Origin of the sequence: Sulfurimonas sp. (assembly GCF_041583195.1) — a bacterium.
Taxonomy (GTDB): domain Bacteria; phylum Campylobacterota; class Campylobacteria; order Campylobacterales; family Sulfurimonadaceae; genus Sulfurimonas.
Map to the genome: position 1 here is coordinate 232,372 of NZ_JBFHGL010000001.1, position 13,409 is coordinate 245,780.

Annotated in this window: 8 protein-coding genes and 1 tRNA gene; 6 read left to right on the forward strand and 3 right to left on the reverse strand. The window is 32.7% G+C overall.

Annotated features, from left to right (window positions below; translation table 11 throughout):
- Positions 1-134 precede the first annotated feature (134 nt).
- On the forward strand, positions 135-2,117 hold the full coding sequence (gene uvrB / locus ABZA65_RS01185) for an excinuclease ABC subunit UvrB (protein WP_373069732.1): 1,983 nt from the start codon (positions 135-137) through the stop codon (positions 2,115-2,117).
- A 9-nt stretch (positions 2,118-2,126) separates the two neighbouring features.
- Positions 2,127-2,693, forward strand: coding sequence for a DedA family protein (locus ABZA65_RS01190; RefSeq protein WP_373069734.1), 567 nt, complete (start codon positions 2,127-2,129; stop codon positions 2,691-2,693).
- 287 nt (positions 2,694-2,980) lie between these two features.
- Here the strand turns inward: ABZA65_RS01190 and pckA are convergent, their stop codons facing one another.
- The gene (gene pckA, locus ABZA65_RS01195; RefSeq protein ID WP_373069736.1) at positions 2,981-4,561 is read right to left on the reverse strand and encodes a phosphoenolpyruvate carboxykinase (ATP); all 1,581 of its coding nucleotides are present in this window, start codon (positions 4,559-4,561) and stop codon (positions 2,981-2,983) included.
- A gap of 125 nt (positions 4,562-4,686) precedes the next feature.
- Between pckA and ABZA65_RS01200 the strand changes: the two genes are divergently transcribed.
- From ABZA65_RS01200 to ABZA65_RS01210, 3 genes are all read left to right on the forward strand, one after another.
- Positions 4,687-4,761 (forward strand) — tRNA-Val (locus tag ABZA65_RS01200).
- A 108-nt stretch (positions 4,762-4,869) separates the two neighbouring features.
- Complete coding sequence (locus ABZA65_RS01205; RefSeq protein WP_373069738.1) at positions 4,870-8,964, forward strand: response regulator; 4,095 nt, start codon at positions 4,870-4,872, stop codon at positions 8,962-8,964.
- Positions 8,964-10,244: a diguanylate cyclase domain-containing protein gene (locus tag ABZA65_RS01210; protein WP_373069740.1), complete on the forward strand. Its 1,281-nt coding sequence runs from the start codon at positions 8,964-8,966 to the stop codon at positions 10,242-10,244. The genes ABZA65_RS01205 and ABZA65_RS01210 overlap by 1 nt, the downstream gene beginning before the upstream one ends.
- Before the next feature lie 33 nt (positions 10,245-10,277).
- On the opposite strand, the gene ABZA65_RS01215 is transcribed toward ABZA65_RS01210, so the two are convergent.
- Both ABZA65_RS01215 and ABZA65_RS01220 read right to left on the reverse strand, forming a co-directional pair.
- Positions 10,278-10,868 (reverse strand): outer membrane beta-barrel protein, encoded by a 591-nt coding sequence (locus tag ABZA65_RS01215; RefSeq protein WP_373069742.1) that lies wholly within the window; start codon positions 10,866-10,868, stop codon positions 10,278-10,280.
- Positions 10,869-10,888: 20 nt separating this feature from the next.
- The gene (locus ABZA65_RS01220) at positions 10,889-12,037 is read right to left on the reverse strand and encodes an NAD(P)/FAD-dependent oxidoreductase (RefSeq protein WP_373069744.1); all 1,149 of its coding nucleotides are present in this window, start codon (positions 12,035-12,037) and stop codon (positions 10,889-10,891) included.
- Between the two features lie 52 nt (positions 12,038-12,089).
- Between ABZA65_RS01220 and rimO the strand changes: the two genes are divergently transcribed.
- On the forward strand, positions 12,090-13,409 hold the full coding sequence (gene rimO, locus ABZA65_RS01225; protein ID WP_373069746.1) for a 30S ribosomal protein S12 methylthiotransferase RimO: 1,320 nt from the start codon (positions 12,090-12,092) through the stop codon (positions 13,407-13,409).

Sequence of the window (13,409 nt, forward strand, 5' to 3'; positions counted from 1 at the left end):
TTTCTACCCCACATGTAACTAGCAATAATATACTTTTACCATATAAGATTCTTTTATAATATGATCTTAAGGGCTAAAACTTAGAAAAGATTAAAGTCTCACTCTATTTTCTTCATTTAGCTATAATTCCACCAATGAAAAAGCAAGCAGAATTTAAAGTAGTTTCAGACTATGAACCCGCAGGTGATCAGCCAAAAGCGATTGAAGTACTTAGTAAATCAATATTAGACGGTAACCGTTACCAAACACTAGAGGGTGTAACGGGAAGCGGTAAGACCCATACTATGGCTCGTGTTATAGAAAAAGTTGCTAGACCTACGATCATAATGACACACAATAAGACCCTTGCAGCCCAACTTTATTCAGAGTTTCGTCAATTCTTTCCAAATAACCATGTAGAGTATTTCGTATCTTACTATGATTATTATCAGCCTGAAGCATACATACCTAGACAAGACTTGTTTATTGAAAAAGATTCTGCAATAAATGATGAATTAGAGCGTATGAGACTATCTTCTACTGCAAATCTACTCTCTTATGATGATGTGATTGTTATTGCATCGGTTTCTGCAAACTACGGTCTTGGTGATCCTGAAGAGTATGAAAACATGGTTCAGGCTCTTGAGGTTGGAGATGAGATTGAGCAGAAAAAACTTCTGCTTCGTTTAGTTGAGATGGGTTATACCAGAAACGATTCTTATTTTGACAGCGGGCATATACGTGTTAACGGTGAGACTATGGACGTATATCCACCATACTTTGAACAAGAAGCTATACGTATAGAGTTTTTTGGTGATGAGATCGAAGCTATATATACAATCGATGTGATTGATAATAAAAAGCTAGAAGAACATAAAAGCTTTACCATATATGCTACAAGTCAATTCAGTGTTAGGGCAGAGAAGATGGCTGTAGCTATTAAACGTATAGAGGAAGAGCTTGATGAAAGACTTGAGTACTTTCAAAAAGAGAATAAGCTTGTGGAGTATCAAAGATTAAAACAACGTGTAGAGTTTGACCTTGAGATGCTTGAGACTACCGGAAGCTGTAAGGGTGTTGAGAACTACTCTAGGTTACTGACAAATAAAAAGCCCGGTGAAGCACCATATACTCTGCTTGATTATTTTGAACTTCATCATAAAGACTATCTGGTAATAGTTGATGAATCTCACGTTTCACTTCCTCAATACCGCGGAATGTATGCAGGAGATCGTGCTAGAAAAGAGGTACTTGTTGAGTATGGTTTCCGCCTTCCTTCTGCACTTGACAACAGACCGCTGCAACTTGATGAGTATATAAATAAAGCTCCGCACTATCTGTTTGTTTCAGCAACTCCTGCTCAGTATGAACTAGAATTATCAGCCGTTAAAGCTGAGCAAATAATCCGTCCTACCGGTCTGCTTGATCCTATAGTTGAAGTTAAAAGTTCAGATAATCAGGTTGAAGATATACACGATGAGATTAAAAAAGTAACAGCTAAAAATGAGCGCGTTTTGATAACGGTTCTGACAAAAAAAATGGCAGAAGCTCTTACAAAATACTTGGCTGATCTTGGCATAAAAGTTCAATATATGCACTCAGATATAGACACGATCGAGCGTAACCAGATCATACGTGCGCTTCGTCTTGGAGAGTTTGACGTACTGATCGGGATCAACCTGCTTCGTGAAGGGCTTGACCTGCCTGAAGTTAGCCTTGTTGGTATTTTAGATGCAGACAAAGAAGGTTTTTTAAGAAGTGAGACTGCACTTATTCAGACAATTGGTCGCGGTGCCAGAAACTCTAACGGTCGCGTAATACTTTATGCAAATAAAATAACAGGTTCAATGCAGCGTGCTATGAATACAACAAAACACAGACGCGAGATTCAAGATGCATATAATAAAGAACATGGAATAACTCCAAGAACTACTATTCGTAAACTCGATGAAAATCTAAAACTAGAAGATCATGGCGGTATTTACCAAAAGAATAAAAAACTAGATAAAATGCCGGCAAGCGAAAGAAAAGCTATTATAAAAGAGCTATCACTTAAAATGAAAGATGCGGCTAAAAATCTTGAGTTTGAAGAAGCAGCCCGTCTAAGAGATGAAATAGCAAAAATTAAAAAACTATAGGAAATTTTTTTGGAAGATACATTTAGTAATTTAGCAACATATGGATATATAGGACTTTTTTTATACTCACTCGGAGGCGGTTTCGTAGCACTACTTGGTGCAGGAGTACTATCGTACATGGGTAAAATGGATATAACAACTTCAATTGCAATAGCTTTTTTAGCAAATGCTCTTGGTGATGTTCTACTTTTTTATATGGCAAGATACCAAAAGAGCATGATGATGGATGGCCTTAAAAAACATAGACGTAAACTTGCCCTTTCACATGCACTAATGAAAAAATACGGTTCATGGATCATCTTGTTTCAAAAATTTGTATACGGTATAAAAACTCTTATACCAATTGCAATAGGTCTAACAAAGTATGATTTTAAAAAGTTTGCAGTTCTAAACTTTATCTCTGCTGGTGTTTGGGCACTTGTTGTCGGACTTGGTGCTTACTACTCTGGTGCACCGCTTATAAAAACAGCTGAACTTATAGGTGAGAAACCTTGGATAGCTCCACTTTTACTTGTAACTTTCGGTGGACTTTTATGGCTTTATTTGGAAAAAGCTACTAAGAAGAAATCTAAATAGTACTTAATTAACTATAGACACTAAAGTGTACCATTGTCCTGTTTTTGAACTCCCGTGAACATTTTAAAAAAATGTTCCATACGTTCAAGACAATGACAAACACTGGTTTTTACTCTTACTTTTAATAATTGGAATTATTACTTTTTTCTACTACTTCGATAAAAAACAAAACAAGAACTAAAATTTAGATTTGGTATAGATTGTGAAAAAGATTGAATAAGGCTAGGCTTGAAGCCTGCCGTTTCTAGCTTTTTTGCAAGATATGCTAAAGCTAGAATTTTATTATATTATGAGCCTACTATTGGACCAAATGAAGAATAATCCTCATGCCCATCAGTATAACGCTTATAGTTTTCTATAAACATCTCAGCTAATTCATCACGAGTTCTGTCAAACTCATCTTTATCAGCCCAAGCATTACGTGGGTTAAGAATATCAGGATTAATATCACCTAATGTTGTTGGTACTTGAAGACGGAAAGTTTTAGTTGTGTTAAATTCACTTTTGTTAATGCTTCCATCAAGAATAGCAGTGATACAAGCACGAGTATCTTTTATACTCATTCTGCTACCAACACCATACTTACCACCAGTCCATCCAGTATTAACTAGATAAACATTAACATTGTGGTGATCAATCTTTTCACCTAACAATTTTGCATAAACTGTTGGGTGTAGTGGTAAGAAAGCTTCTCCAAAACAAGCAGAGAAAGTTGCAACAGGCTCAGTAATACCACGCTCAGTCCCTGCAACTTTTGCAGTATAACCGCTTAGGAAGTAGTACATTGCCTGATCACGTGTTAGTTTAGATACCGGAGGTAATACACCAAAAGCATCTGCAGTTAAGAAGATAATATTTTTAGGGTGACTAGCCATTAAGTCTGTTTTATGATTTGCGATGTGCTCTATAGGGTAAGATACACGAGTATTTTCAGTTTTAGATGAATCTTCATAATCAACTTCACCTTCACCGTACATTACAACATTTTCTAATAATGCATTAGTTTTGATTGCACCGTAGATTTCAGGCTCACTTTTTTCATCAAGGTTGATAACTTTTGCGTAACATCCACCCTCGAAGTTAAATACACCGTGGTTGTCCCAACCGTGTTCATCATCACCTATTAGTGCACGTTCAGGGTCAGTTGATAATGTAGTTTTACCAGTACCGCTAAGTCCGAAGAAAAGTGCAGTATCACCGTCTTTACCTACGTTAGCTGAACAGTGCATTGGAAGTTTACCTTCTAGTGGTAACCAGTAGTTCATCATTGAGAAGATACCTTTTTTCATCTCACCACCGTACCAAGTACCACCGATAATTGCCATGTTTCTCTCAACATCAAAAAGTACGAACACTTCTGAATTCATTCCGTGTTCTTTCCATTTGTCATTAACAGCTTTACAAGCATTTAAAACAGTAAAATCGTGTTTAAAAACTTCAAGCTCAGCTGAACTTGGACGGATAAACATATTTTTTACAAAGTGAGACTGCCAAGCTATCTCAGATACAAAACGAACTGAACGTTTAGAAGCAGCAGATGATCCGCAAAATACATCTGTAACATACAGGTCTTTACCTGAGAGTTGCTCTTGAGCTACAGCTAGTAACTCGTCAAAAACCTCAGCTGAAACTTTTTGGTTCACATCACCCCATGCAATATGACTATTTGAAGGATCACGATCTACAAAATATTTATCTTTAGGACTACGACCTGTAAAAATCCCTGTATCAACAGCAGTTGCACCTTTTTTAGTAACTGCACACTCTCCATTGTCTACTTCATGTTGGATAAGTTCATCATAACTAAGATTATGAAAAACCTTCCCAACATTTTTTAGACCAATACTTTCCAATTCAGAAACGTTCATAATTTACCTTTAGGTATTTTAGATGTGAAATTATCACTAATTTTACCTAAATTAAAAGTAAAGAAATTCAAATATTTTAGGAAGTAAAATTTAAGCAATTTTTATGTAATATTTTGTGATTTTTTGCTCGGTTAACTCAGTGGTAGAGTGCCACCTTGACATGGTGGTGGTCACTGGTTCAAATCCAGTATCGAGCACCATATTTAAAACACTGCATTCAAAAAAATATTCTTTATACATCACATCATTGAAAAATGATATAATCAAAATCTGTAATAAATATTAACTACTAACATTTTGGAACTGTAATGGATAAACAAAAAGCAAACTTGTTGATCATGGCTTTTGAAGCTATTGTCATATCTATTTCTATATCTTCACTAATTTATATGGATCGTTTATATAATGAACTAAATATAAAATCTGAACAACGTAGAGATATGCTATCACTAGCAGATGAACTTCGTCACAGTTCTGATGATCTGACACATTTTGCACGTTCATATGTAATTACACAAGATGAAAAATTTAAAAAACAATACTTTACGACACTTGACATTAGAAACGGTAATAAACCAAGACCACTACATTACGAAGCAATTTATTGGGACCTGCCACAAAAACTTCGAGATGAAAAACATCCGCTTCAAGAAAGTATTTCATTAAAAGATCTGATGGGCAAATTACCATTTAGTGAGTATGAGTTAAGTAAACTTCGCGAATCTGAAGATAATTCTAATGACTTGGTAAACCTAGAAGTACAAGCTTTCAATGCAATGGAAGGAAAATTCTTAGATCAAAATAATAAATATACAATTTTAAAAGCAAAAGACAGACAACTTGCCATTGATCTTCTATATTCAAAAGAATACTATAAGGCCAAAGAAAAAATCATGATCCCTATAGATGATTTCACTATGAATCTTAATGAAAGAACACTTACTTCCATTAAAGACATAGAAAAACAAGTTTCAAAAAACTATTCAACGTTTTTAGTTTTTTCTTTTATATTTGTTATAGGGAATGTTTTTATCTTGTTATATTTGAAAAAACGTAATCAAAAAGAACAAGAAGAAAAAATTGCCTCTTATGCTATGAAACAACAAAAGCAACGATACGAGAACCTACTTAATCTCTCTTCAGACGGTATATTTATCATGTCTTCAGAGAACGGCACACTACTTGAATACAGTCAACAAGCAAAAAAAATGCTTGGTTACACTGATGAGGAAATGAAAACGTTAAAAGTATTTGACTGGGATAAAGGTATAGAATCTATAGAACAATATCATGAAGTCATTAGTAACACGAGTTATACTCCAATACTTCTTGAAAGAGAACATACAAGAAAAGACGGTTCAACATATATTGCCTCAATTAATGCAGTAAAAATAAGAATAAATGATAAAGAGTATATGTATGCCTCAGTTAGAGATATAACTGAAGAGAAGAGCTTAAAAGACAAACTATCTAAAAGTTTAGAGGATATAAATAAAATATCTTACGAGCAAAATGTGTTATTATCTCTTTTTGACAAAGGAGATTCTGTTTTATTTAAATGGAAAAACAATTCTACTTGGGATGTCGAATACGTTTCTGCAAGTGTTGAAAAACTATTAGATTATAAAACAAATGAGTTCTTACAAAAAGAGGTGTCATATAGTTCTTGTATCTATGAAGAAGATAAATCAATAGTATTTGATGAAGTGCATGAAGCAATCGAAAAAAACATGGACTTTTTCAAACATGAACCATATAGAGTAGTTACTAAAAACGGTAACATAAAGTGGATTTTAGACTATACAGTTACACAAAAAGACGAAGATGGAAACATTGTTCACTTTATCGGATATCTTATTGATATTACAGACCAAAAAAGTATAGAAAAACAACTGCAAAGACGTATAAAACAACAAAATGCTCTATTAAAGATCGAAACTACCGGTCTAGTTCAAACAAAAAACAGAAAATTTGAATGGATGAACCACGCTTTTGAGAGAATGCTTGGATATGAAAAAGATGAACTACTGGGTAAAGAAACTAATATAATATATGAAGATGAACAAGCTTATAAAGACTTTGGCAAAGGTTATCAGATACTTAAAGAAAAAGGTGTTTTCACGACAGAATTACGGTGTGCTAAAAAAGACGGTACACCTATTACATTACTCGGCAGCATGACTGTTATCAACTTAGATAATTTAGAAGCTATAGGCGTGTTTACAGATATCACTCCTCTAAAAAGCACGCTTAAAAAACTTGAAGAAGCAAAACAAACTGCAGATAAAGCGAATAAAGCAAAATCAGAATTTTTAGCTCATATGTCACACGAGATAAGGACACCTCTAAACGGTACTATAGGCTTAACCGATCTTGTATTACAAACACCATTAAACCATATGCAAAAAGAGTATCTGCAAAAAGCGCAAAAATCATCAAATTCACTTCTGCATATTATTAATGATATTCTAGACTATTCAAAAATTGAAGCCGGAAAACTTGAAATCGTGAAAGAGAAATTTTTCCTTAATGAGCTCTTACAAAATATTACACATATTTTTAGTTACAGTACATACGAAAAAGGTTTAGAATTTAACTATACAATAGATCCAAATATATGTAACTCTTTAATTGGTGATAATCTTAGAATTACACAAGTACTAAATAATTTTATAGCAAATGCCATAAAATTTACGCATGAGGGCTTTATTAATGTTGATATAGCCCTTAAAGAAAAAACAGATAATCTATTAAAATTAGAATTTTCAGTAAAAGACTCAGGTATCGGTATAGCAAGGGAAAATCAAGAAAAACTTTTTAAAGCTTTTTCACAAGAAGACAGCTCAACAACAAAGAAATTTGGTGGAACCGGACTTGGACTGGCTATATCTAAACAGTTGGTAGAGATGATGGGCGGAAAAATATTTTTCCGTAGTGATAGAGGCCTTGGAAGCATTTTCGGTTTTACATTGGATTTTGAATATGGAGATGAGAACAACTGTTTAGATGCAAAACCTAACTTTGTTGAAAATAAAAAGTTTCTTGTAATAGATAATAATAAAATAGACAGAACCTATTTAGTCTCAATATTAACATCTTGGGGAATAAAATCATACCAAGCAAAAGATGGTGAAGAAGCTTATGAGATATTAAAAAATGAAAATATTGATTATCTTTTAGTTGATTGGAATATACCAAAACTTGATGGATTGGAACTTCTTGAAAAGCTTCAAAATGAGAATATAAATATACCTAATATACTAATGTTGACGGCACACAATAAAAATAAATTATTAGAAAGAGCAAAAAAGAATAAGATCGACATAGATAAAATACTTGAGAAACCATATACCCCATCATCAATATATAATATATTGTTTGATAAAGAAAATATTCAAAACTCATTTGACTATACCAATACAACATTGAAACTTAATACTAAAAAGAGTGCATTACTTGTTGAGGATAACGATATAAATCAAATAGTTGCTAAGAAAACACTTGAAGGTATAGGCTTTGATGTTGATCTTGCAAAAGATGGTTTAGAAGCTGTGTCTATGTGTAAAGAAAATATATATAACATAATATTTATGGATCTTCAAATGCCTAATATGGATGGTTTTGAAGCAAGTAAAATTATTAGAGAGTTTGATAAAGAGATACCGATTATTGCTTTGAGTGCAGCCGTAATGGAGAAAGATAAAGAGTTGACACAAGCAGCAGGTATGAATGAACACCTTTCTAAACCTATTGAAAAAAATGAACTTTTTAAAGTTATAAAAAAATACTTTGATACAAAAATAGAAACTGAAGATTTAGAGCCTGAAAATGTATTAATAAAAATAGAAGGTATAGATATGGATAAAGTCCTCTCTGATACACAGATGAGTATAAAAAACCTTTATACTATATATCTTGAATTTGCAAAAAACTTTAAAGATATAAAAATAACTACAAATTCTTATGAAAAAGATTCAGATGAACTTAAAAACTATATACATAAACTAAAAGGTGCCAGTGGCAATCTGAGAATATCAGCTATATATGATCTATCAAAGAAAATAAATGATAATGAAGAATACCAACTTATTAATGAGCTAATAGACATCACAACTGAAGTATGCTCTGAAATAGAAAATAAACTTATACCTATAGTTGAGAGTGCTACAAATACGGATATTGATATAAAAGAGTTAGAACAAATGATTTATGATATGATTAAAGATTTAGATAACTATGAATATATTGAATCCAGTAGAAAAAATGATCTGCTAAAAATAATCAAAGTAAGAGTTAATGATGAACTGTTTAAACAACTTAGTAAGAGTTTCGATGAAGGTGACAACGATAAAATGATTAAACAATTAGAAACTACATTACAAAGTTTACAGGGAGAAATTTAGTGAAAGATGAAATAAGCATAAAAGATAAGTTTTCGATTCTTGCAGTAGACGATCAGGAGTTAAATCAAGAACTTATAACAAATATGCTTGGTGGTACATACAATATAAAAAGTGTTCTTAATGGTAAAGGAGCTCTAAAAGTTTTAGAAAAATTTGACATAGACTTAATACTTTTAGATATAGAGATGCCTGATATGAATGGCTTTGAATGTGCAAAGCTGATAAAACAAAATCCAGCTACAAAAGATATACCTATCATCTTTCTAACTTCCCACCAAGATAAAGAGTATATTATTAAAGGTTTTAAACTCGGTGCCAATGACTACATTAGCAAACCTTTTAACTTTGAAGAGTTAAAAGTCAGAGTTGAGAACCAATTAAAAACATTTGAATTATTAAAAAAACTAGAGTCTGCATACAAAAACTTGGAAAAGTTTATAGACTCTCAAGATAATATAGTAATACTTACAGATGGTGAAGAATTACTTTTTGCAAACAAAAAATTTTTTAATTATTTAGGTTATGATAATCTAGAACAATTTAAAAAATATCATAACTGTATATGTGAACTTTTTATTGAGAATGACAGGTTTTTTCATCTTGGAAAAATTAAAGAAGACGAGAACTGGCTAAATGTAATACAAACACTTCCTCATACTGAAAGAATTGTTTCCATGTTGGTAAACGACTTAAACCCTCATGCATTTTCAGTTACGGCAAATCACTATGATGAAAACACATTAATTGTCACCTTTACAGATATATCACAAACAGTTTTAGAGCATATAAGACTTGAGAAGAAAGCCATACATGATAAACTAACAGATGCATATAACCGTGAATTTTTTGAACTAAACTACAACAAGTTAATCCATAATTTTAAAGAACAAGGATATCAATTAGGGTTAGCGCTTTTGGACATTGATCATTTTAAAGATGTAAATGACACATATGGACATGATGTTGGCGATGAAGTACTAATCCAGTTTGTGAATACAATAAATAAATATTCAAGAAATGATGATTATTTAATCCGCTGGGGTGGAGAAGAATTTATCTTTATTTTAAAAGTTACTTCCTTTGAAGCTTTAGAAAAAGCATTGGAGCATCTAAGAAAAGTTATAGAGATTCAAGAGTTCAATAAAGTAGGCAAAAAAACTTGTTCTATCGGTGGAACAGTATATAGAGATAATGAAGATATTTCACAGACAATTAAAAGAGCGGATGAGGCAGTATATGAAGCAAAAGCTAAAGGCAGAAACAAAGTTGTTTTATTGTAAATAATACAACTGCAGCTGCTTTAACTAATCTGTTTAGTCCATTTGGAATTTTACGATTAAACTCATATATCCGTTTGTAATATCATCAAAAGTATATGTAACTCCACCAAGAGTATGAGTATCATCACTTAAAGTCATAAGACGAGCACCAAGTTCTAGATCAAACATATCATTAATATGGTAGTTAATTCCCACATCTCCACCTATATATTTCGTAGTATACTCTCTTACGGCAGCTGTTAGGTCCTTAAACTCAAAACTTACACGACCGATATTTCCACCAATAAAAAAGTTTAAACTGTCCATTACATTAAACTTGTACTGAAGCTCTGCACCATACATATAAGCTTTATCCCAATCATAGTGATCACCGTTCATAAAAGCTTTTCTAGCTGAAAGGAACATTCTAAAATCACGTGTTTCAGCACCAACTTTAAAACCGGCCATATTAAAATCTTCTTCTTTTTTTATAGCAGTAGTGTCCTTAATATCAAAAGTAGCCATACCACCCTCTATACCAACTAAAGAATTAGAATCATATATATACTTATCATCTGTTTCTGCATATGATACAGTTGCGATAAGTAAACCAGCTAGTAACATTTTACTTAATTTTTTTCTCATTAAACATTCCTTTGTATAAATTATTTTCTTGGTATGTTTTTAGCACAAATCATACCACTACCAAAAGCCCACTGGAAATTATATCCTCCAAGCTCACCGGTAACATCGACAACTTCGCCGATAAAGTAAAGTTTTTTTACTTTTTTTGCTTCAAAAGTTTGAAAATCTAGTTCATTCGCTATAACTCCACCACGAGAAACCTCAGCTTTAGTAAATCCAAAATTTCCTGCTGGTGCGAAAGTATAATTGTGTATAAGAGATAGTTTCTCTTTGCTTATAGCATCTATTTTTTTACATTCTATGTCTTTAACATCTAAGGCTTTTAGTAGTGCTTTTGAGAGTCTTTTAGGTAGAGGAATAACTGATGATATAAGTTTTTTACTCCCTTTAATCAGATCAAATATATTTTTATCTGGCAGAAAATCTATATAAATATTCCCTTTTCTCCAATACAGCGAAGCTGAAAGTACAGCCGGTCCGCTTATACCTTTATGGGCAAAAAGCATCTCCTCATTAATAACTCTATCATCTACTTTAATATTTACATAACATGAAAGACCGCTTAACTCTTTCATCCAAAACTCTTGTTTTTGAACAGTAAGTCCAGCTAATGCAGGTGTAAAATTTTTAACTTCCAGATCAAAGTTTTTTGCTATTTTTAAGCCAATATCGCTTGCACCTATATTTTTAAAACTCTCTCCACCTGTAGCGACAACAAGTGCATAAGATTTTAAAGAGCCTTTATCTGTTATAACTTCAAAAACATCATCCTGCTTTTTTACATCGATAACTTTTGTATTTAGGTAAAACTTTGCAAAAGATGATTTTTTCTTTAAAACATTTATAATATCATCGGCTGATCTTTTACAAAAATAGTATCTATTTTTTCTAAGTTCAAGTTCTATTTGATTGGCTTTTAAAAAATTCAGCATATCATCTCTGCTGAACTTTTTTAAAACACTTTTAATTAAGACTGCATCCCCGTCAAAGTTTTTAACATCTACATACTTATTAGTTATATTACACTTTCCGCCACCTGAGATTTTTAACTTTTTAGCTACTTTATCATTAACATCTACTATGGCTACATCCAAATTTTTATCCAAGTATGATGCACACATTAGTCCACTCGCACCTGCACCTAAAATAATTACGTCTCTTATTTTCATAATCTAATTATATAGTATAATTGCATCACTAAAATATATATAAGTGAAAAATATGTCAAACAAACTCCACGTAGTCTCTTTAGGCTGTAATAAAAATCTAGTTGATACTGAAGTAATGATGGGAAGACTAAAAAGCTTCTCTTTGACTGATGATGCAACAGAGGCAGATGTAATAATCGTAAATACATGCGGTTTTATAGATGCGGCAAAAGAGGAATCTGTAAACACTATTTTAAGTCTTCATGATCAAAGAAAAGATGACAGCATACTAGTAGTTGCAGGATGTTTAAGTGAACGTTACCGTGAAGAGTTGGCAGAAGAGATGCCGGAAGTTGATATATTTACAGGTGTTGGTGATTATGAAAGAATTGATGAATTACTAGCTAAAAAAGAAAGCAGATTTTCTGATGAAGTTTATTTGATTGATGGGGCTGAACGTGTGGTTACAGGCTCTACGTATCATGCATATATCAAACTCTCTGAAGGGTGTAATCAAGTTTGTTCATTTTGTGCAATTCCTTCATTTAAAGGTAAACTAAATTCGCGTTCACTTGATTCTGTTGCCAAAGAGGTTAAGAGTTTAGTTAAACAAGGATATTATGATTTTTCATTTATCTCACAAGACAGTTCTTCATATTTAAGAGATAAAAATATAAAAGACGGACTTTCACTTCTGGTCCAAAGAATAGAGCTTATCGAGGGTGTGAAAAGTGCAAGAATTCTTTACCTTTACCCATCGACTACTACTATAAAACTGCTTGAAAACATTGGTAAATCAAAAATTTTCCATAACTATTTCGATATGCCGATCCAGCATATAAACGATGATATGCTGCGCATTATGAAACGTGGTTTTGGTAAAGAAAAAACTCTTGAACTGCTAGAGTACATGAAATCACTTCCTAACTCTTTTATCCGTACTAGTTTCATAGTAGGACATCCAGGTGAGAGCGAAGAGATGTTTGAAGAGATGAAAGAGTTTGCCAGAGACTTTGGGTTTGATCGTATAAATATTTTTGAATACTCTGATGAAGAGACAACTTCAGCCTATGATATGAAAGAGAAGATCGATGAAGATACTATACATGAGCGTGCAGAATTACTAGAAGAGGTTCAGGCAGAAGTTCTGCAAAAATCACTTGAGTCCGAAATCGGCAAAGAGGTGGAGATCGTAATAGATGGAGAGAGTGAGGAACATGAGTTCTTACTAAGTGCAAAAGAGCTTATCTGGGCACCTGAGATTGACGGTGAGATCTATGTAAACGATAGAACTGACGATGAAGCAGAGATCGAATACGGAAAAGTTTACACTGCTAAGATTACATCTATTGTCGGTGATATCCTAACTGCAACGGTCGATAACAAAGAATAG

Coding starts and splice junctions, on each gene's coding strand:
- uvrB (WP_373069732.1), top strand. CDS start 135: ATGAAAAAGCAAGCAGAATTTAAAGTAGTTTCAGACTATGAACCCGCA.
- pckA (WP_373069736.1), bottom strand. CDS start 4,561: ATGAACGTTTCTGAATTGGAAAGTATTGGTCTAAAAAATGTTGGGAAG.
- ABZA65_RS01205 (WP_373069738.1), top strand. CDS start 4,870: ATGGATAAACAAAAAGCAAACTTGTTGATCATGGCTTTTGAAGCTATT.
- ABZA65_RS01215 (WP_373069742.1), bottom strand. CDS start 10,868: ATGAGAAAAAAATTAAGTAAAATGTTACTAGCTGGTTTACTTATCGCA.
- ABZA65_RS01220 (WP_373069744.1), bottom strand. CDS start 12,037: ATGAAAATAAGAGACGTAATTATTTTAGGTGCAGGTGCGAGTGGACTA.
- rimO (WP_373069746.1), top strand. CDS start 12,090: ATGTCAAACAAACTCCACGTAGTCTCTTTAGGCTGTAATAAAAATCTA.